The following is a 19,876-nucleotide window of genomic DNA, read 5'->3' on the forward strand; positions in this document are numbered from 1 at the left end:
TTGTCGACGCGCTGTTGGCTATGGAAAATAGCCGGATGAACACTAAGACTGTCGTGCTCGTGGGAGTCCCGTGGAGCGTCTACGAACTTGACGACGCCATCCGTGACGCGGCCACACTCGGTGCCTCGCTCCTCGTCGTCGACACACCCGAGTCCCTCGCTCAGATCGGCGAACAGACCGCCGTGGAGACCCGGGCCGTCAAGGCGCTCGACCCGTTCCTCATCGCCGACTGCGTACGCGACACCGAGCCGGCCACCGTCCTCGCCATCACCGAGTTCTCCATGGAGCTCGCGGCGGTCGTGCGCGAGCAACTCGGCATCCCCGGCACCCCGTCCGCCGTCGAGGCCCGCGTCCTGGACAAGGCGGAGACTCGCGAGGTGCTGCGCGAGCACGGGCTCACCCAGGTGGGATTCCACCGGAGTTCGCTGCTTTCCCCCGAGAACCTGCTCGGCGGTCTGGAGCCGCCGGTGGTGGTCAAGCCGCGGTCTTTCAGCGGCAGTCACGGCGTGACCTTCGTCGCCGACCATTCCGAGCTGGCGCGCGTCTTCGAGCCGTACGACCTGGCCGAGACCGACCACGACGAGCGTGACGTCCGGGTGGCCCACCTCGCCGGGGACCACCGTACGCACGAGGTGATCATCGAGGAGTACGTGCCGGGCCCCGAGATCAGCGCCGAGGGCCTCGTCGTGGACGGCAAGCTCACGCTGTTCGCCCTGACCGACAAGGTCAACACCGGTATGCCGCACTTCGAAGAAGTCGGCCACGTGGTGCCCAGCAAGTACACGCAGGAGCGGACCGCACAGGTCGAGGAGTACCTCCAGGCCGTCGTGTCCGCGCTGGGCTTCGTCACCTCGCCCATGCACGCCGAGATCAAGCTGCTCGACGACCGGATCGAGCTGGTCGAGATCCACACGCGTTACCCCGGCGACCGCGTGGTCGAACTGCTCGAATCGGCCTACGAGATACGTCCGTACGAGGCCTACTTCGACGCGATGCTCAACGGCCGCGTCCCCGGCCAGCCCCGGCCGACCGGCGACCACTACGGCGTGGGCTTCTTCAACGGCCCGACCGGCGCACCCTTCGCCTGGCCTTCATACGCCTTCCCGCACCCCGAGACCGTCACCTCGATCGACCTCGACCGCCGCCGGGCTCCGAAGGTCTTCGCATACGAAGGCCTGCGCATCCGGTACTGGCGCGCAGGCCATGCCCTGTTCGCGGCCGGCGACCACGCATCCGTCCACGACAACATCACCTTCCTCCTCCACCACACGCCAGGACAGAGCGGCTCCGGAAGCTGAGGGCTGTCCCGCAAGGGATTGCGGGACAGCCCTTGGCCCGGCCTGAGGGGAGCGCCGGCGACCGGGACGACAGGACTCCTCCGGAGTCCTGTTCGCCGCCGGGCGAGCCGCTCCCCTCAGGCCGGTCGCCCTCGTCGGTCGGACGGCACCGGCCGGGCGCGCACGGCGGGTTCGGCCGCCTCGCGCGGCAGCGCCAGGCAGGCGACGGCGCCGATGGCCAGCGCCGCGACCGGCAGGACGGCGGCGGCGCGCATCGCCGCACCAGCGCCGCCCGTCAACGACGGCAGCCCCTGCATGAGCGCCACGACACCCGCGGTGAAGACCATGGCCCCCAGCTGGCGCATCGTCTCCAGGATTCCGGAGGCCGCGCCTGTCAGTTCCTGGGGGACATCGCGCATCGCGACCGTCGTCCTCGGCGCGATCGAGCAGCCGTTGCCCATGCCGACGACCGCCATCGGGGCCAGGAAGGCCGTCCAGTGCACCGAGTCCGTCATCAGCAGCGCGGTCCACAGGATGCCGGCGCCCTGTACGACCATGCCGGTCAGCAGGATGTACCGTCCCTCGATCCGGTCGGCCAGCCGGCCGGCGACGAGGGCGACCAGTACGGACATCGCCGAGGCCGGCGCCAGGATCACCCCGGCCCGGAAGGCGCTCAGGCCGAGCACCGCCTGGAAGTACAGCGCGGCCACCACCATGATGGCGAAGGTGGCACCGGTGATCGCCGCGGCGATCCCGAGCGTCACGGTGTAGCTGCGGATCCGCAGCAGGGCGAAGGGCACCAGCGGATCCTTGTCCTGGCGGTGCCGCTGGCGGACGGTGAAACCCGCGCCGAAGAGCGCGGCTGCCAGCAGCAGCGCCCAGACGAGGGGGCCCCAGTGGTGGTCCGCGCCGTTGGTCACGGCGTAGGCGAAGCAGGCCAGGGCGACCGAGGCGATACCGACGCCGAGCAGGTCCAGGGAGTGCCGCCGCCCCGTCCGCAGGTCCGGGACGATCATCAGTCCCGCCACCACGACGAGCACGCCGATCGGCAGATTGATGAGGAAGATCCACCGCCAGCCGGCCGCGTTGATCAACAGGCCGCCGAGGGAGGGGCCGAGCACCGAGGCCACACCGCCGATCGCCCCCCACACCCCCAGCGCCGTGCCGCGCCGCTCGCGCGGGAAGGAGGCCACGATCAGGGTCACGCTCTGCGGCATGAGCAGTGCGGCGCCGGCGCCCTGCAGCACACGGGCACCCACCAGGACACCGGGCACCGTGGCGAGCCCGCACAGCAGGCTCGCCACGGTGAAGAGCAGGACACCCACGACGAATATCTGGCGCGGGCCGTACCGGTCACCCAGGCGGCCGGCGGTGATCAATAGCACGGTGATGGCGATGATGTAGCTGTTCAGCGCCCACAGCACCTGGGGCAGCGTCGCGTGCATCGAATCGATGATGCTGGGGATCGCGATGGTGACGATCGTCGAGTCCAGCAGCGTCATGAAGTAGCCCAGGGACAACACCACCAGCGTCGCCCAGGGGTTGCCGCGCAACTGCCTCACGCGCCCGCCGTCCCGTCCATGAAGTCGCGGAGCACGCGGGCGAACCGGTCCGGTTCCTCGATGAAGGGGGCGTGGCCGCTCTCCGGGAACATCTCCAGCCGGGCATCGGGGAATGCGCCCAGCAGCCACTTGCCGACCTCGGTGGGGAAGATCCGGCTCTTCGCCCCGTGCACCAGCAGGGTCGGCAGCGTCAGCGCACCTATCCGCTCGCGCCAGTCCTGGGCGAGTACCCCGCCCCAGAGAGCCAGCATGGCAAGCCGCGACGTCTTGAGCGATTCGGCCAGCAGCGGCTGCAGGATGCCGGGTTCGGCTTCACTCCCGGACGCGAAGCAGTTCTCGATCAGCGCGGTGAGGTACGCGTCCGGGTCGGTCCACTGCTGCTGGGTCGCCTGCAGTGCGCCGGCCGCGTCCAGACCACCGAACGCCGCGTGCTCCCAGCCCTCCTCCCGCAGCAAGTGGGGCGACATCTCCACGGAGACCAGCCGGGAGACCCGGCCGGTCCCGTACTGGTCCAGGTAGTTGTAGGTGACGGTCGCGCCGAGCGACCACCCGACGAGTGTGACGTCGTGCAGGTCGAGTTGCTCGATGACCTGCGCCAGATCGGTCGCGGCGTCCTCAAGGGTCCAGCCGAGCGGGGGTTCCGGGCTCGCCCCGTGCCCGCGCAGGTCCACGGTGACGACGTCGTGGCCGGGGCCGAGTCCGGCCGCCATGTCCGCGAAACAGTGCGAGGTCATTCCCAGGCCCGGGACGAACAACACGGCCGGACCGGCACCGGGGCGCCGGACATGATGAATTACTTCGAGCATGGTAAAAACTCCAATCGATCCCCGGGTGGGTCGGTCAAAATATACGGCCGACCTGCGGCATCAAGCTCAGGACGATGATTAAACTTTCTTATACTCGACCGCCTCGCAATCGCGCGTCCCGGAGTGCCGATTAATAAATTTTATAAACGCAGGTCACCGCCTGGCAGGCCTTGACCAAAATGACAACAATCGGATAGGTTCCGTCGCGGGCATTATCGACGGGGAATTACGGCCGAGCCTGGGATTTTGTGGGGGATTCCGGGTGGGCGGGCCAGGGGGCGGCGGGGGTGCCGGGCAAGGGAGAGCGTGGGGCGGGCGGGGTGGACCGTCGTCGAGAGGGAGGCGCTCCGCGCCGGACGACTGAGGGCTGTCCCGTAATCCCCGGCGGGCGCACGACGACAGCTACGGCGCCTCGCTGCGTTGTCGGAACGCCCGAATACATCCAGTATGCGAGCGCCCCTCCGCCTTGCGATGCACCGCATCTGACGCCCCGCGCTGATCCACCAGGGATTACGGGACAGCCCTTAGCCAGGTATCAACGCCCGCATCGGGCCGGCCTGTTGCCGGGGCGGCGATGCCCGTGCCACCGGTGCGGGCACCGGCTCAAGGCCGTCCTGTCGTCGTGCGCCCGCCCGTCTGCCAGGAATTTCAGCACGGCTACCGGTCAGCCACTCGGGCCCCGGCCGTACGGCCGGGGCACCCCGGCCAACACGCCGACTACCTCCGGTGCCCGGCGTGTTGGCCTGCGGACCGGAGCTCTCCTCCCGCAGCGTGACGCCGGCCGGCCCGGGCCGGACCGGCCTCCGCGCGCGAAGGCCCGCACGGCGCCTGCACCCAGAGCGTGTTCCTCCACAGTTATCGCCGGCCGTTGATTCTTTACAAGCACTTAACCTGCCTGCCGGTCCTGCCGTGATCAACCGCTACCGCGCTCTCCCCCGAGCGCCGGCACTCCGGGGACGACACATCGCGCCGGCAAATAATTCATGCTTCAACTCAGCTTTGTAATAGGCGAGTTGAGCCAGGAGACGCTTGTAGCCTCTCTCGCGGAGCGTTTCCTGACCCCGCGTATAAGCACAAGGTCCAGGGCCACATCACATCAGCCGGGAGCAACCGACGGCGCCATCGCCCCCTCTTGCGGCAGGAAGAACGAGCGTCCAAGATCGCGACCATGAACTCCACGCGCACTGGCAGGCTCGGTGTCCCCTACCGCAAAGGAGTGAATGTGGCCGTCACCCCCCACCGCCAACCCCCTGACGCCGGATCCCCCCGGGGCTCCGGCGTCGTCCACGAGGCGATGAACACCGAAGCCTTACCGGACTGGTTGCCGTCCGGCCTGCGCGGAGCGGTGTAGGCGATGGGGGAGAGCACCGGTTCGACCACGCGGGAGGCACTGGCCGATTTTCTGCGCCGACGACGTGACGCGTTGTCACCCGAGCTGGTCGGGCTGCAGACCGGTCAACGGCGCCGGACTCCGGGGCTGCGCCGGGACGAGGTGGCACGCCTGGCGAACATGTCGACGACCTACTACGAACGGCTGGAGCAGGGCCGTGGCCCGCAGCCGTCGGCCGCCATCCTCGCCGGGCTGGCCCGCGCCTTGCTGCTGACCCCGGACGAGCGTGCCTACCTGTACCTGCTGTCCGGTCGCACCGAGCCCGCGGCCACGGATCAGGACGGAGTGGTCGACCCCGAACTCCTTTCGGTCATGCGGGCGGTGACGGCGACATCCCCGGCGTTCGTCGTGGACGACCTCGCCGGCGTCGTGGTCCAGAACGAGCTGCACACTTCGCTGTTCGGCCAGGTCGCAGGCCTGCCCGGCTGGGAGGGGAACATGATCTGGTGCTGGTTCGGCTCGGGCCGCTGGCGGCGGTCGGTACTGAACTCGGCGGAGCACCAGGAGGCCATCGGCCGCGACTACGTCTCGTACCTGCGCGTCATCGTGGCCGAGCGGGGCTACGACCCGGCCGCGGCAGCGCTGGTGGCCGATCTGCGCTCGGCGAGCCCGGAATTCTCCCGGATGTGGGACGTGCACCAGGTCTCAGGGGCGCCCGCTCCGATCATGAGCGTGCTGGACGACCGGGTCGGCCGTCTGGACTTCGACTACACACGGATGATGAGTTCGCGGTCCCGGCAGCGCCTGTTCTCGCTCCACCCGGTTCCGGGCACACCCACCCAACAGCGGTTGAACAGGCTTTCAAACGTGCGGGGCAATGCCGTATCCACGTATCGATAGTGAGTGGCTGAGTCCGTCGATCGACCGTAGCGTTCCGCATGGCACCTGGCCCCGTCGGCATCGGAGAGCAACCATGGAAAGCGACTTCCACGCCGTTCTTATACAGCTTTCCAGCCATGGCAGTCCGTGTCGGAGAGCCGGAAGAATGGCGCGATAGAACTTGACACGGGAGACCGACTCGCTCCGGATGGGCCGCGCACAGCAGTCTCGTTCGGATTTCACCGCGTACAGAGATCCCACATGACATCGTTGTCCTATTCGAGGAGACCGAGAAGTGGTCGTCATGCAGGCGGGCGCGGCCATCACCCCCGGCTTCCACCCTCGCTGAGGCATTTCGCCGCCCAGTGGCCTTTCAGCAGGGCCGGAACCCGCAGGGACCGGCAGTAATCCCGCCCGCCATGCGCGATCGTCCGGCCGTCCTGTCCCAAAGGACAGGGCCCGGTGCCCTTCATCATTCGACCAATATGACGACCTCAGATTGATTCGGGTAATGTGCGAGAACTGTAAGCAAATAGATCAACGCGCCATCACCGTACTTCCGTACAGTCCGGGTGAGACGATCGAGAACCGCCACGAAAGGCTGATCGCCCTGCTGGTCACCGGTCACACCGATGCCAGCGCCGCCCGGCAGCTCGGGGTCAGCCGTCGCACCGTGACCTACATGCTCCGTTCCATGATGGACGAGTTAGGCATAAACAACCGCTTCCAGCTCGGCATCGCAGTCGGCGCCCGCAGCCGTATCTGCGCCGCATGCCCGTCACCACGCCAACCCGCCATGACAGGGCATCGCACATGACCATGCTCATTACTGAGGACACACTCGATGAGCGTCTCGCCCGTGAATGTGGGCGAACCCGTTCTCCGTGAAGTTCAGTTCGAGCAATTCGGGGGATGTTCGAGGCGGATTGCCGAATGCGAAAGTGAAACCTATGAGTCCAGAACGAACAATCACGTCTCGCAATCTCGACGTGAATCAACTGCGAACGCTGAGCACGATAATGGAAACGGGAAGTTTCCGGCGGGCAGCGGATGCACTCGCACTGACCCAGCCCGCAGTAAGTTATCATATTCGCCGGCTCGAAGCGGTCCTGCACGGCCCGGTATTCGTCAGGACCAGAGGCAGGCTCGAACTCAGCGACGCCGGTGAGGAATTACTTTTCTATGCTCGGAAAATCCTCACTGTCAATGACGAGGCGATGGCCCGGCTGACTGCGCCAAGAAACGACCTCCGCCTCACCATAGGCGTCTCCGAGCAGTTGGAAGACGCGCTCCAGGACCTGCTCGTCGGACTCACCCGCACGCTGCCCCGGGTCACGCTGACCGCGCGGATCGGGGCGAGCGAGCACATTGCCGCGCGGACGGCCGAGCAGGAGACCGACGTCGCCGTCATCATCGGCCACGCCCGCGGCGAACGGAGCCGCTCGCTCGGCTCGCTCCAACTGGCCTGGTACGCACACGACGCCGCGAGCCTGGCCCCCGGCCGTTCCATTCCGATGGTGCTGCCCGCCGAACCGTGCAATACGCGCACCCACATCGTCAGCGCCCTCGACCGCCAGGGAGTCCCCTGGCACGTTGCCTACGAAGGCCCCGACCTGGCCGGGCTGCGCGCGGCCACCCGGGCAGGGCTCGGCGTCATCGGCCTGCTCGCCAACAGCGGCGAGAAGTGGAATCTGACGCCCGTCCCCGCAGGCATGCTGCCCTTCCATCCCGGGCCCGTGCCGGTCTCCTTCATCTACGCGCCGGGCACGCCGCCCGACGTGGTCGAGGCCGCGTTCCTGGTCGCCCGGACGGCGCTCCGCCAGTTCCCGCTGGTCGAGGAGCCCGTAGAGGCACCCCGGAGTGCGGCCTGACCTGCTCACCGTGATGGTCCGGGTCGCCGGCCGCCGCGGAGACCGCGGCGGCCGGCGGGATCGTGAGGCACTTCGCTGTCGCCGTCCCCCCTCGCGCTGGACGGGCGTCATCGTCCGAGGTCCAGCAACTCCTCGTGGAAGCCGCCGAATCCCCGGGTTCTGTCGACGAGGTGGATCTCCAGGATCCAGTGGCAGAGACGCCCGGCGCGGTCGGGGCGGCGCATCGGATCGTCGCTGCCCGTGGTGATGTAGCAGTCGATGTCGTCGCCGTTGATGCGCTCGTGCGGGAACTCCCCCACCAGGTGCCCCGCGTGGGTCGCCCCGATCTCCCAGCCCGCCTCGCCCGCCAGCCGCTGCGTCTCGGCGAACAGCTGCGCGCCCGTGATGTCCGGACGGTCGTGGAAGTAGCGGCGGCCGGCGTCGAAGATGACCGGCAGGTCGTCGCGGAGACGGTGCTTGACCGGGTCGTCACCGAGCACGTACGTCCGCCCGAAATCAGCCTCCCACTGTTCGAGGAGCGGCCCGAAGTCGCAGAACACGATGTCGTCATCGGCGATCAGCCGGTCCGGTGGGTTCACGCGGTAGGGGTGCAGGGTGTTCGGGCCCGCGCGCACGATGCGTTTGTGCCAGAACCGCTCGATGCCGAACATCTCGTGCGCCAGGTCCCGGATTTGGTCGCTGAGTTCCCGCTCGCCCTTTCCGGCGGCGATCAGCTTCCGGCGCCCGATCTCCTCGAACAGTTCCTCCGCCTTGTCCTGTGCGTCCAGGAGGAGCGCCGCGCGTCCTGCCTCGGTGTCGTCCATCCCTCACCCTCCCTGTTCGATCGCGGATACCTCGACGCGGTTGTCGTGGTAGACGGCGCCGCCGCCCATGTCCGAGTCCCTTTCGGCCACGGTCGCGTTGACCCCCGCCGCGTTCCCGGTGAGCTTCGACCACCAGCCCTTGGTGGTGCGGGCCACGCCCGGCCGCACCGCGTCGCTCACCTGCAACCGCGCGGTGAAGGCGCCCCGGTCGTTGAAGATCCGCACCTGCTCTCCCTCGGCCAGCCCCCGGGCCGCCGCATCGCCGGGATGCAGTTCCACGAAGGGTGCGCCGGCCCGGCGCACCAGTGACTCCTTGTTCGCGAACGTCGTGTTGAGGAAGAAGTGCGAGGCGGACGAGATGAGCACCAGCGGCAGCCTGCGCGCGAGCTCCGGATCCGCGGCCTCGACGGCAGGCGTGTATCCGGTCAGCGGGTCGTGCCCGTCGGCCGCCGCCGACGCGGAAACGAACTCCAGCTTCCCCGACGGTGTGGGGAAGCCGTCCGCGAACGGGACGAAGGGGCTCGGATAGTTGAGCCGCGCATAGCCCTCCCTGCGCAGCCGGTCCAGGTCGATGCCGTCCAGCGACGGGTGTCCACTGGACAGCAGCTGCCGGGCGAGATCCTCGTCGGAGTCGAAGAGGCCTGGATCCGTCAGACCCAGCCGCGCCGCGAGCCTGCGGAACGTCTCCGTGGTCGACAGGCACTCACCGGGCGGGGCGACCGCCGGCTCGTTCCAGGTGATGTACATGTGCCCGTACCCGTCGAGCAGATCGGTGTGCTCGGTCTGCATCGTGGCCGGCAGCACGATGTCGGCGTAGTCCACCGTGTCGGTGCGGAAATGGTCCATGACCACGGTGAACAGGTCTTCGCGCAGCAGGCCCGCCCGTGCCTGGCCCTGCCCGCCCACCGCCGTGGCCGGGTTGGCCCCGTAGACGAACAACGCCTTGACCGGCGGGTCGTCGACCGTGGTGAGCGCCTCGCCGATGCGGGTCATCGAGAGGCTCCGTACCGGCCCGGACAGCAGGTCGTCACGGTAGAGGGCCTCGCGGTCGGCGCCGAAGTAGCCGTCCGTCGAGTAGGCAAGCCCCCCGCCCGGGAGCTTCCAGTCACCCGTCACCCCGGGCAGCGCCGCCAGCGTACGGAGCGCCATGCCGCCCCCGGCGTGCCGCTGGATCCCCTGGGCCGCCTTCATCCCGGTGGGCCGGGTGACGGCCAGGCGCCGCCCGAGCCGCTCGACCGTCTCCACCGGCAGCCCGCAGATCTCCGCCGTACGCTGCGGCGTGAACTCCTCGATGCGGGCGCGGAACTCGGGCCAGCCCAGCGTGTGCTCCGCCAGGTAGGCGCGGTCCTCGGCGCCGAGCGCCAGCACCACATTGAGCAGCCCGAGGGCGAACGCGGCGTCCGTGCCGGGGTTGAGCGGCACATGTTCGTCGGCGAGCCGGGCCGTCTTGGTCAGGACCGGATCGATGGCCACGACGTACGCCCCGGACCGCTGCGCCTGCGACAGCACCTTCCACAGGTGGTGGCTGGTGGTGAGCGTGTTGCAGCCCCACAACAGGATCAGCCTGGCGTGACGCAGGTCTTCCGGGTCGATGCCCCGGCTGGTGCCGAGCGTGTAACCGGTGCCCACCAGGCCCGCGACCGAGCAGATCGTCATGTCGTGACGGGAGGCGCCCAGGGTGTTCCACAGCCGACTGCCGGCGCGGCCCTGCAGGCCCTGCAGGAAGCCCAGGTTCCCTGTCCCCTGGTACGGCCAGATGGCCTGCCCGCCGTACTGGCCGATCACCTCGGTGAGGCGGCCTGCCATCTCGTCGAGCGCCTCGTCCCAGCTGATCTGCTCGAACCGCCCCTCGCCCTTGCGCCCTGTCCTGCGCAGGGGGTGTGTCAGGCGGTCGGGAGCCCGCGTGTGCTCCAGATACTGGTTCACCTTCACGCAGAGGGTTCCGCGGGTGTACGGATGGTCCGGGTTGCCGCGCAGTCCCACCGCGACGCCGTCCTCGACCTCGACCTGCCAGGAGCACGCGTCCGGGCAGTCGAGCGGACAGCCTCCGGGAAGGATCTTCAGAGCACGCCCCGCCGGCGCGGATATACCCGGCGCCGTCTGCGCCGGATCCCGGGTGTCCCGCTTCACCGTGACCGCTCCGCACCCAGGTGCGGCACGAACTCGTCGGCCAGGGTCACCCGGCCGACGCAGGAGCTCGGTCCTGAGAGCAGCACCCGCTCGTCCTCCGTGATCTCCACGTCCACAGTGCCACCGGGCATGACCACGGTCACCGAGGGATCGGTGAGCCCGAGCCGGTAGGCGGCGCAGGCCGCCGCGCAGGCACCGCTGCCGGAAGCCGGCGCGTAGCCGACGCCCCGCTCCCAGATCTGGATCCGCAGGGTGCGCCGGTCCTCGACGGTGAGCAGCTCGGCGTTGGGCCGCTCCGTGAAGCCGGCGTACCCGACGATCCCCGGGCCGATCCGGGCGGCGAGCGCGGCGGTCGCGTCGTCGACCAGCGCGACCAGATGCGGTACGCCGTTGTGAACGGCCGTCGCGTGCACCCTGATGCCGGGCTCGGTCTCCAGGGGGACGCCGATCATCTCCCCGCCGCCGGCCAGTGCGGGACTGTGGTGGGTCCACGGGCCCAGGTCGATGGTGCTGGCCGCGGTGACCGGGCTCCCGAGCCGCACTCGCACGTCTCCCCCGGGTGTCCGCAGCGTGATCGCGTCGCGGCGCGTGCGACCGTGTTCGCGCAGGTACCGCGCGAAGATGCGCAGGCCGTTCGCGTTGCGCGCGCACTCGGAGCCGTCGGCGTTGAAGACCCGTACGCCGAACGTCTCCTGCGGGCCGGCCACCGGACCCGCGGCGGGGAGGGGGCCGTAGAGCACGCCGTCCGCCCCGACGCCGGTGCGCCGGTCGCACAGGACCCGGGTGGCAGCGGCGCCCGGCGCCGGGGCGCCGAGTTCCGGGTCGGCAACGAGGTAGTCATTGCCGAGGACGTGGTACTTCAGGAGGGTGGTCACCCGCGGCCCTCACTGATGGCTTCCTCCTCAAAGGCCTCGCCGTACCAGCGCTCGCTCCAGCGCGAGAACGACACCACCGTGATGTCGCGGTGGCCGTCCTCCTCGACCGGCACGATGTCGGTCACGTAGTGCCACAGCGCACGGTCGTCGAACGCGATGGCCTGCCCCGCCGGCAGGGTCGCGGTGAAGATGGGCTTCTCCTTGTCGTCCGCGCTGCGCAGGGTCAGCTCGGCGCCGGTGACGCCGGCACGGTTGTACACGGAGATCACCACGAACTCGTGGCCGTCCTGGTGCACGCCCTCCGGGACGACTACGCCCTGCAGCTCCTTGTTGGCGATGACCCGGTACTGGTGGACGTTGATCTGCCAGACGTCCTCCTCGGGCAGCGGGATCTGGGCGCAGGCCTCGCGGATGTGCTCGACCAGATCGATCTGGATCGGCTGGTAGTGCCTCCGCAGGCCGCCCGCGATCGGGTTGAACTTGGAGTAGGTGACGTACGGGCGGTGCGGGAGGCGTTCGAAGTCCCAGGCTCCGTCCCGGTGTTCGAGCCGGTACTGGGAGAACCGGCGCCAGCGGTTGCCGTTGCCGATGTACTCGTCGAAGGCGAGGTCGTCGAAACTCTTCAGAATGTCCTCACCCGTCTCGGGGAGGTCGAATATCTGGAAGTGCTGCGCGTTGAGCGTCACGGTCGGGGCCTTTCGGATGAGGCGTTGGCAGCGGTGGGTCAGGCGGGCAGGAGCTGCTTCAGGCATGCCTCGAGGACCCGGTCGAGGTAGTACGCCGAGGTGTTGAGCCGCAGGAAGGTCCCGAGGGCGATCTCGCGGCCCGCGGCAGGATCACGCTGGACGACAGGACCGATGACGTTCTTGTACCAGCCGGCCGCGTGGTGGGCGTCGACGTTGATGTGGATGTCGTGGTAGATCTTGCCCTCCGCCGGGAGCCCGAGGCGGTCCCACGCGGTGACCAGCTGGCGGAAGCGCCGGGGGGCGAGGAACTCGGTGACGCCGTAGTAGCCGATGGCGCGCAGGTAGTGCCGGCGGCTGAGCGCGAGGCCGGCCGAGAGGTTGCCGCACTCCTTGGCGACGGGCAGCAGATTCGACTCGATGTAGCCCTGGTCGACGCCGATCGAGGTGAGGCACTGGGAGAAGAGCGTCGTGTGGACGTCGGCGAACGTGCCGTTGCCCATCTCGTCCCAGTAGTTGGACGCGATCTCCATCTTCTCGGCGCCTGTCGCGCCGAACTGCATGATGGCGAGGATGTCGTCGAAGCGCGGGTCCAGGGAGGTCTCCTGGGCCAGCAGGAAACGTATGTCCTCGACGGTCGCCGACGACGTCAGGTGCTCGGAGTACATCGGGTGGGAGCTCGCCGGGTGGTCCTGGATGAGGGCCTTGAGCCAGCGCACGTACTCCTTCTCGCCGCTGGGGTAGCCGCTCAGCAGCTCCTCCGGCACCTGCCGGAACTCGTTGTCCAGCATGGCGTTCTCAAGGATGCTCGTGACGTCCCGCAGGACCGGCTGGGGGTCCTGGTCGGGGTTGCGCGCCGCGGACTGGCTGAACTCGTAGGCGTAGATGCCCGCGAGTACGTCGTGCAGGTGTGCGCGCGCCGCGGCGTCGCCGCCGCGGAAGGCCAGGTCCGCGAGGTGTCGGCACTCCCCGGCCAGCTCTGCGCGGCGGGCGTAGTCATCGACGAACTCCTGCCATTCCCGGAAGCTCACCGAGGTGAGGGCCGCCATGAAATCGGCCAGGAGCGGGAAATTATTCTGCTTCGGATCAGGCATGTCGGGATTCCTCTTGGTCGTCAATTACTCGGACCGCCGACAGGACTCCGGCTTTCCCCCTCCGGCGAATACCGAATATGCTCTCAGCTTCGATGGATGCCAGCTTACCCAGAGGCGGTACGCGCGGTCCAAGTCCATTTGTTTATCGCACCCATCAATAAATTCTTTCACTGTGCGATCACGCGGCTATGAGCCTTTACCCGGAAAAACGCGCCGGCGCCGGCAGGGCCACCTTTACCCGTGGCCGGCCGGCGCTGACGCGCGTGCTTGTCAGTGGTGGGTCTTGTTGATGATGCCCACGGCCGCGGTGAGTTCGGCCGCGGCGGTGTCCTCGCCGGTCCCGACCGCCCAGGTCCCACCGCTGTTCAGATAGGCGATGGCCCGGCCGTCGGGCAGTTCGTGTGCCGTGGCCGTCGAGATGGGGAGTTCCAGGCCGAGTTGGCTGAGCGCGTCGGCGAAAGCGGGCAGCGTCGCGGTCCCGGTCAGGGGTATTTCCTTGTCGATGCCGTCGAGGCTGACCGTCACGGAGGACGGTGTGTGGCCGAGGAGCTGAAACCGGTCGGGAGCGTGCGTGTACGCGCTGTCGAAGAGCTCACGCAGTTGGGGTGAGCTCAGCTCGCCGCCTTCGCGGTCCGTGACCTGCTGGACCAGGACGGCGAAGTCCGCGCGGAGTTGCTGGGGCAGGCGCAGGCCGTAGGAGTCGTTGAGCACGAACGCCACTCCCCCCTTGCCGGACTGCGAGTTGACCCGGACGACCGGTTCGTACTCGCGGCCGACATCGCTGGGGTCGATCGGCAGGTAGGGCACTTGCCAGGGCTCGTCGCGCAGGTCGTAGCCGCTCGACCGGGCATCGTCGGCGAGCGCCGAGATCCCCTTGCTGATGGCGTCCTGGTGACCGCCGGAGAAGGCGGTGAAGACCAGCTCGCCGCCCCACGGGTGGCGTTCGTGCACCGGCAGCGCCGTGCATTCCTCCACGACCCGGCGGACCTCGCCCAGGTCGGAGAAGTCGATCTCGGGATCCACGCCACGGCTGAACAGGTTCATGCCCAGCGTGACGAGGCAGACGTTGCCGGTGCGCTCACCGTTGCCGAACAGGCAGCCCTCGATGCGGTCCGCGCCCGCGGCGAGGCCGAGTTCGGCGGCGGCGACAGCGGTGCCGCGGTCGTTGTGCGGGTGCAGCGAGAGGATGACCGAGTCACGCCGCTTCAGATTGCGGCTCATCCACTCGATCGAGTCGGCGTACGTGTTCGGGGTGGTCATCTCCACCGTGGCCGGCAGACAGATCGTGGCCGGACGCTGCGGAGTGGGCTGCCAGACGTCGAGGACCGCGTTGCAGACCTCGGCCGCGAAGCCCAGCTCGGTACCGGTGAACGACTCGGGCGAATACTGCAGGCGCACATCGGCGCCGGTCAGCGACTCGGCCGCGGCGGCGAGGCGGCGGGCCGACGCGACGGCGAGCTCTCGTATCTGCGCCCGCTCCTGGCGGAAGACCACCCGGCGCTGCAGTTCGGAGGTCGGACTGTAGATGTGCAGGGTCACCTTGCGTGCCCCGGCGACGGCCTCGACGGTGCGGTCGATGAGCTCGGGCCGGCACGGCGAGAGGACCTGGATGCGGACGTCGTCCGGGATGGCGTCGCTCTCGATGATCTCCCGGACGAAGGTGAGGTCCGCCGCGCTGGCCGCGGGGAAGCCGACCTCGATCTCCTTGTAGCCCATCCGCACGAGCAGTTGGAAGAAGCGGTGCTTACGGGCCGGGTCCATCGGCACCGCGAGGGCCTGGTTGCCGTCGCGCAGATCGACCGAGCACCACAGCGGGGCACGGGTGATCGTCCGCTCCGGCCAGGTCCGATCCGGTAGCAGAACTGGTTCGACCTCCTCGGCGTACGAGCGGTAGCGGTGAGCCGGCATAGGGCTCGGGCGCTGCTCATTCCAGACCGGGCGGGCCGCGAATTCGTTCGTCATGGACACTCCTCGCGCATAAATTGCAGGCCATGCTAGCCAGCAAATCAGCGGCCATCCAGGGAATTGCGCAGAAGCGAAGCCGGGTAAAAGGAAGCACCATTGCGCATTACAGCAAGAGCGTTGACACCGCTTCTTTGGCGCCGCAATACTCACCACCGTTCCGCAGCAGCGGCACGGTGATGAACGGAGAGAAGACGTGACGCAAGCGTTTGAAATCAAGGGAAACGACCTCTGGGACCCGACAACGTTCGACGCCCTGCGCCGGCAGTTGATCCCGTCGTTCGACCTGATCTACGAGGCCGCCGTGCGTACGGTCGCGGCGACCGTGCCGGCCGCGCCGCGGGTGCTCGACCTGGGCGCCGGCACGGGGCTGCTGAGTGCGGAGATCCTGCGCGAACTCCCCGGCGCGAACGTGGTGCTCGTCGACCGGTCGGAACTCATGCTGACGCAGGCCCGCAGCCGTTTCGCCAGCCAGGAAGGGGTCACCGTACAGGCCGGTGACCTGACCGACCCGCTGCCGGAGGGGCAGTTCGACGCGGTCGTCTCCGGGCTCGCGATCCACCACCTGAGCCACACCGACAAGCGCCACCTGTTCGGGCGCATCCGCGACGCTCTGCGTCCCGGCGGCGTCTTCGTCAACGTCGAACAGGTCCAGGGCCCGCTGCCGCACCTGGAGTCCCTCTACGACAGCCAGCACGAACTGCACGTCACCCGCGAGCAGGCTCCGGCGCACGAATGGGCGGCCGGCCGCGAGCGGATGAAATTCGACGTCTGCACCGACCTGGAAACCCAATTGCAGTGGCTGCGCGACGCCGGATTCCGCAGCGTCGACTGCCTCGCCAAGGACTTCCGATTCGCCACCTATGCGGGCTGGGTCTCTTAATGACAGCGCTCTACAGAGCAATTGGCGAGATCGCGCGACGCCGGCCGGGCGCGACCGCGGTCGAGACCACGGCCGGCGAGCGCACCTCGTACTCCGAACTGCTCGCGCAGGCCGACCGGATCGCGGTCGGCCTGCGGGCCCGGGGTGTCACCGAGGGCCGTGTGGTCGTCTGCTCGGGCCTGGCCAACGACGCCTCCTACCTCGCCTTCCTGCTCGGACTCTGCGCGGTCGGCGCCGCCTATGTCCCGCTGCTCGCCGACTTCGACGCCGCAGCCGTGGACCGTGCCCTGCGGATGACGGAACCGGTGCTCTGGGTCGGCCCCGGGAATCACCACCGTGCGGGCGTCGCCCTGCCCCGCGTGGAACTCGCCGAGCTGCAGACCGCGGGCGCCGCGGCCGGCGAGGCCCCCCAGGGCAGGGAGTTCGCACCGGGGACCTTCCGGATGCTGTGGACCTCCGGATCGACGAAGGCGCCCAAGCTCGTCACCTGGCGCCAGGAGCCCTTCGTCCGCGAGCGCCGGCGCTGGATCGCCCATATCGAAGCGACCGAGCGCGACGCGTTCTTCTGCCGGCACACCCTCGACGTGGCGCACGCGACCGACCTGCACGCCTTCGCGGCGCTGCTCGCCGGCGCCCGCCTGATCCTCGCCGATCCGGGCGCGGAACCGGCGACGCTGCTGTCGCAGCTGGCCGCGACCGGCGCCACGTACACCAGCATGCTGCCCAATCACTACGAGGACCTGGTCGCGGCCGCCAGGCAACGGCCCGGCACCGATCTCTCCCGGCTGCGCCGCCCGATGTGCGGCGGCGCGTACGCGAGCCCGGACCTCATCGCCACCGCTGCCGATGTCCTCGGCATCCACATCCGCCACATCTACGGCTCGACCGAGTTCGGCCTCGCCCTGGGCAACATGGCGGACGACGTGCAGACCGTCGGCGGTATGCACGAGGTAGCGGGCGTCCGCGCCCGTCTGGAGTCCCTCGCCGGGGAAGACCGGGAGGACCTCGGCCATCTGGTGCTCACCTCCGACTGCACCAGCGACGGCTACCTGGACGACGACGAGGCCAACGCGGCCACCTTCCGTGGCCCCGACTTCTGGACCGGCGACGTCGCCCAGCGCCTGGACGACGGCAGTCTCCGCCTGCTCGGGCGCGTCACCGACCTCGTGCTGACCACGGGCGGCCCCCTGGCCGCTCCCTTCCTCGACGAACTCATCGCCCGGCACTGCCCGGTGGCCGAGTCCGTCAGCCTCGCCGCAGACACGGACACCCTGAGCAACCGCGTGCTCGTGGTGCTGCGCGCGGCTCCGGGGACCTCCGACGACGACGCCGTCAGCACTGTCGACAAGCTCCTCGCCTCGCACGGGCTGACCGGTGCGGTCCTGGCATTCGACCGGATCCCGCGCACCGTCGTCGGCAAGGCCGACCGCGCGCTGCTCCGCCGCCGCTACATCCCGGCCCAGACCCTCTGACGCACCCGCCGTCAGCGACATGCTCCGAAAGGGCGAGTCATGACCCGGAAGACACTGATAGACAAGATCTGGGACCTGCACGTCGTGGAGCCCGGGGCATCCGACCTCATCTACATCGACCTGCACCTGCTGCACGAGGTCAGTTCACCCCAGGCGTTCGCCGGGCTGCGCGAGGCCGGCCGCACGGTCCGCCGCCCCGCTCTGGCGGTCGCCACCTCCGACCATGACGTCCCGACCGACGGCCGCGAGCTGGCGCCGGACGCGGGCGCCGCGAAGCAGTTGCAGGTACTCACCGACAACTGCCGCGACAACGACATCGAGCTGCATCCGGTGGGCACCCCGGGGCAGGGCATCGTGCATGTCATCGGCCCGCAGATGGGGGTCACCAGGCCCGGCACGACCATCGTCTGCGGCGACAGCCACACCGCGACGCACGGTGCGTTCGGCGCCATCGCGTTCGGCATCGGGACCAGCGAGATCGAGCACGTCCTCGCCACGCAGACCCTGCGGGCCCGTCGGCCGGAATCCATGGCCGTCACGGTCACCGGAGAGCTCCCGCCCGGTGTCACCGCCAAGGACCTCGCGCTCGGCATCCTCGCGGCCGGCGGCACCGACGCGGGCACGGGGACGCTCATCGAGTTCCGGGGCCCCGCCGTGCGCGCGCTGTCCATGGAAGGGCGGATGACGCTGTGCAACATGGCTGTCGAGATGGGCGCCCGCAGTGGTCTGGTCGCTCCCGACGAGACCACGTTCGCGTACCTGAAGGGCCGCCCTCGCGCCCCGCAGGGTGATCTCTGGGACCAAGCCGTCGCCGAATGGCGGACGTTGCGCACAGACCAGGACGCGGTCTTCAGCCGCGAGCTGGTCGTCGACGCGAGCGCCATGGTGCCGCGGGTGACCTGGGGCACGAACCCCGGGCAGAGCGTGCCGGTCGACAGCGTGGTCCCCGACCCCGCCGACCGTACCGATCCCGGCGAGCGGGCCGCCGCGGAGCGCGCCCTCACCTACATGGACCTGCGTCCCGGCACCCCGATGCGCGATGTCGGCATCGATGTGGTCTTCATCGGTTCCTGCACCAACAGCCGGATCGAGGACCTGCGCGCCGCGGCGGACGTACTGCGCGGCCGTCGCGTGGCCGACGGTGTACGCGCGCTGGTCGTTCCCGGCTCGATGCTCGTGCGGCACCAGGCCGAACAGGAGGGGCTGGACGGGGTCTTCACCGCGGCCGGCTTCGAATGGCGCATGCCGGGCTGCTCGATGTGCGTCGGCATCAACGGCGACACCGTCGGGCCGGGTCAGCGCTGCGCGTCGACCTCCAACCGCAATTTCGAAGGCCGGCAGGGCGCCGGGGCCAGGACGCACCTCGTGTCCCCCGCCACAGCCGCCGCCACCGCCGTTGCCGGGCGTTTCGCCGCGCCGGGCGATCTGTAGGGAGAAGCCGAATGGAACCGCTCATCCGCGTCACCGGCCGTGGGGTGCCACTGGACCGGCCCAACGTCGACACCGACCAGATCATCCCCGCCGCGTGGCTGAAGAACACCACCCGCACCGGTTACGCGGCCGGCCTCTTCGAGCAGTGGCGCCGCGATCCGGGCTTCGTCCTCAACCTGCCCGAGCGAACCGGGGCGACGATTCTGGTCGGCGGCCCGAACTTCGGCTGCGGTTCGTCGCGTGAGCACGCGCCGTGGGCGCTGCACGAGTGGGGATTCCGGGCGGTGATCGCGCCGGGCTTCGGGGACATCTTCCGCAACAACATGCCGAACGCCGGACTGGTCCCCGTGTGGTGCGAGCCGCCGGTGGTCGCTGCCCTGATGGCCGCCACGACGGCCGACGCCGCCGCTGGGATCAGCGTCGACGTGGCTGGGAAAACGGTCACCTGCGAGGCTGCGGGGGTCCGGGCCGAGCCGTTCAGGCTCGACGACGACGCCCGCGACCGGCTCGTCTCCGGGCTGACCCAGCTGGAGGTGACGTTGCGCTCCGCCGACCGGATCGCCGCGTACGAGCAGGCCCGCGCCCCGTGGCTGGACGTCTCCGCGTGAGGCGCGGGTCGTAACTCGGTCTCCCGGCGCGGCAGCGACAGCGACAGCGACGGCCCGATGTGCTCGCGGCGCGGCTGCGGTGGCAGGACACCGGCACGGTCTTCGTGGACAGGGCCCTGCGGTCGGCTTCGCCCCGAGAAGGCCGGCGACGTCGCCTGTCGGCTGTGCCGGGAGCCCGGCCTCCCACCGATCAGCCTGCGCGACCTGCGG

Annotated in this window: 17 protein-coding genes and 1 pseudogene; 10 read left to right on the forward strand and 8 right to left on the reverse strand. The window is 69.3% G+C overall.

From position 1 onward, the window contains the following. Positions 1–35 precede the first annotated feature (35 nt). A complete protein-coding gene (locus OG917_RS10660; RefSeq protein WP_328317331.1) occupies positions 36–1,298 on the forward strand; it encodes an ATP-grasp domain-containing protein in 1,263 nt (420 codons plus the stop codon). Between the two features lie 116 nt (positions 1,299–1,414). On the opposite strand, the gene OG917_RS10665 is transcribed toward OG917_RS10660, so the two are convergent. Beyond that, entirely contained in the window at positions 1,415–2,839 is a 1,425-nt protein-coding gene (locus OG917_RS10665; protein WP_328317332.1) for an MFS transporter, read from the reverse strand. Then, on the reverse strand, positions 2,836–3,597 hold the full coding sequence (locus tag OG917_RS10670) for an alpha/beta fold hydrolase (RefSeq protein ID WP_328317333.1): 762 nt from the start codon (positions 3,595–3,597) through the stop codon (positions 2,836–2,838). Before OG917_RS10670 ends, OG917_RS10665 begins: the two co-directional genes overlap by 4 nt. 1,402 nt (positions 3,598–4,999) lie before the next feature. Between OG917_RS10670 and OG917_RS10675 the strand changes: the two genes are divergently transcribed. The 4 genes and pseudogenes from OG917_RS10675 (at position 5,000) to OG917_RS10685 (ending at position 7,725) form a co-directional block, all read left to right on the forward strand. Next, positions 5,000–5,875 (forward strand): helix-turn-helix transcriptional regulator, encoded by an 876-nt coding sequence (locus OG917_RS10675; RefSeq protein ID WP_328317334.1) that lies wholly within the window; start codon positions 5,000–5,002, stop codon positions 5,873–5,875. 490 nt (positions 5,876–6,365) lie between these two features. After that, positions 6,366–6,671 carry a helix-turn-helix transcriptional regulator gene (locus OG917_RS10680; protein WP_328317335.1) on the forward strand — a complete coding sequence of 102 codons (306 nt, stop codon included), beginning with the start codon at positions 6,366–6,368 and terminating at the stop codon, positions 6,669–6,671. A 133-nt stretch (positions 6,672–6,804) separates the two neighbouring features. Further along, a pseudogene (locus OG917_RS30630) lies at positions 6,805–7,011 on the forward strand (helix-turn-helix domain-containing protein); the annotation flags it as partial. A 60-nt stretch (positions 7,012–7,071) separates the two neighbouring features. Then, entirely contained in the window at positions 7,072–7,725 is a 654-nt protein-coding gene (locus OG917_RS10685; protein WP_328317336.1) for a LysR substrate-binding domain-containing protein, read from the forward strand. 107 nt (positions 7,726–7,832) lie between these two features. Here OG917_RS10685 and OG917_RS10690 read toward each other — a convergent pair whose 3' ends face one another. The 6 genes from OG917_RS10690 to OG917_RS10715 form a co-directional block, all read right to left on the reverse strand. Then, positions 7,833–8,528, reverse strand: coding sequence for a M24 family metallopeptidase (locus OG917_RS10690; RefSeq protein ID WP_328317337.1), 696 nt, complete (start codon positions 8,526–8,528; stop codon positions 7,833–7,835). A 3-nt stretch (positions 8,529–8,531) separates the two neighbouring features. After that, positions 8,532–10,658 (reverse strand): molybdopterin-containing oxidoreductase family protein, encoded by a 2,127-nt coding sequence (locus OG917_RS10695; protein ID WP_328317338.1) that lies wholly within the window; start codon positions 10,656–10,658, stop codon positions 8,532–8,534. Next, positions 10,655–11,533: a diaminopimelate epimerase gene (gene dapF / locus OG917_RS10700; protein WP_328317339.1), complete on the reverse strand. Its 879-nt coding sequence runs from the start codon at positions 11,531–11,533 to the stop codon at positions 10,655–10,657. Before dapF ends, OG917_RS10695 begins: the two co-directional genes overlap by 4 nt. Then, positions 11,530–12,219, reverse strand: coding sequence for a 2OG-Fe dioxygenase family protein (locus OG917_RS10705; protein WP_328317340.1), 690 nt, complete (start codon positions 12,217–12,219; stop codon positions 11,530–11,532). The genes dapF and OG917_RS10705 overlap by 4 nt, the downstream gene beginning before the upstream one ends. Before the next feature lie 38 nt (positions 12,220–12,257). Next, complete coding sequence (locus OG917_RS10710) at positions 12,258–13,310, reverse strand: iron-containing redox enzyme family protein (protein ID WP_328317341.1); 1,053 nt, start codon at positions 13,308–13,310, stop codon at positions 12,258–12,260. Positions 13,311–13,580: 270 nt separating this feature from the next. Further along, complete coding sequence (locus tag OG917_RS10715; RefSeq protein WP_328317342.1) at positions 13,581–15,272, reverse strand: 2-isopropylmalate synthase; 1,692 nt, start codon at positions 15,270–15,272, stop codon at positions 13,581–13,583. A gap of 29 nt (positions 15,273–15,301) precedes the next feature. Between OG917_RS10715 and OG917_RS10720 the strand changes: the two genes are divergently transcribed. Genes OG917_RS10720 through leuD form a run of 5 tightly spaced genes read left to right on the forward strand, consistent with a single transcriptional unit; the run spans position 15,302 to position 19,666 of the window. Further along, the gene (locus OG917_RS10720; protein ID WP_328317343.1) at positions 15,302–15,472 is read left to right on the forward strand and encodes a hypothetical protein; all 171 of its coding nucleotides are present in this window, start codon (positions 15,302–15,304) and stop codon (positions 15,470–15,472) included. Then, positions 15,469–16,155, forward strand: a complete 687-nt coding sequence (locus OG917_RS10725) for a class I SAM-dependent methyltransferase (RefSeq protein WP_328317344.1) — start codon at positions 15,469–15,471, stop codon at positions 16,153–16,155. The genes OG917_RS10720 and OG917_RS10725 overlap by 4 nt, the downstream gene beginning before the upstream one ends. Then, entirely contained in the window at positions 16,155–17,627 is a 1,473-nt protein-coding gene (locus OG917_RS10730; protein ID WP_328317345.1) for a class I adenylate-forming enzyme family protein, read from the forward strand. The genes OG917_RS10725 and OG917_RS10730 overlap by 1 nt, the downstream gene beginning before the upstream one ends. 39 nt (positions 17,628–17,666) lie before the next feature. Further along, a complete protein-coding gene (leuC, locus tag OG917_RS10735) occupies positions 17,667–19,058 on the forward strand; it encodes a 3-isopropylmalate dehydratase large subunit (RefSeq protein ID WP_328317346.1) in 1,392 nt (463 codons plus the stop codon). Between the two features lie 11 nt (positions 19,059–19,069). Then, on the forward strand, positions 19,070–19,666 hold the full coding sequence (gene leuD / locus OG917_RS10740) for a 3-isopropylmalate dehydratase small subunit (RefSeq protein ID WP_328317347.1): 597 nt from the start codon (positions 19,070–19,072) through the stop codon (positions 19,664–19,666). Positions 19,667–19,876: the final 210 nt, after the last annotated feature.

The organism is Streptomyces sp. NBC_00388 (assembly GCF_036061255.1).
Classification (GTDB): Bacteria; Actinomycetota; Actinomycetes; order Streptomycetales; family Streptomycetaceae; genus Streptomyces.

Excerpts from the sequence above, each read along its gene's own strand:
- OG917_RS10660 (WP_328317331.1), top strand. The coding sequence starts at position 36 with ATGAACACTAAGACTGTCGTGCTCGTGGGAGTCCCGTGGAGCGTCTAC.
- OG917_RS10675 (WP_328317334.1), top strand. The coding sequence starts at position 5,000 with ATGGGGGAGAGCACCGGTTCGACCACGCGGGAGGCACTGGCCGATTTT.
- OG917_RS10680 (WP_328317335.1), top strand. The coding sequence starts at position 6,366 with ATGTGCGAGAACTGTAAGCAAATAGATCAACGCGCCATCACCGTACTT.
- OG917_RS10685 (WP_328317336.1), top strand. The coding sequence starts at position 7,072 with ATGGCCCGGCTGACTGCGCCAAGAAACGACCTCCGCCTCACCATAGGC.
- OG917_RS10690 (WP_328317337.1), bottom strand. The coding sequence starts at position 8,528 with ATGGACGACACCGAGGCAGGACGCGCGGCGCTCCTCCTGGACGCACAG.
- OG917_RS10710 (WP_328317341.1), bottom strand. The coding sequence starts at position 13,310 with ATGCCTGATCCGAAGCAGAATAATTTCCCGCTCCTGGCCGATTTCATG.
- OG917_RS10715 (WP_328317342.1), bottom strand. The coding sequence starts at position 15,272 with ATGACGAACGAATTCGCGGCCCGCCCGGTCTGGAATGAGCAGCGCCCG.
- OG917_RS10720 (WP_328317343.1), top strand. The coding sequence starts at position 15,302 with ATGCTAGCCAGCAAATCAGCGGCCATCCAGGGAATTGCGCAGAAGCGA.
- OG917_RS10730 (WP_328317345.1), top strand. The coding sequence starts at position 16,155 with ATGACAGCGCTCTACAGAGCAATTGGCGAGATCGCGCGACGCCGGCCG.
- leuC (WP_328317346.1), top strand. The coding sequence starts at position 17,667 with ATGACCCGGAAGACACTGATAGACAAGATCTGGGACCTGCACGTCGTG.
- leuD (WP_328317347.1), top strand. The coding sequence starts at position 19,070 with ATGGAACCGCTCATCCGCGTCACCGGCCGTGGGGTGCCACTGGACCGG.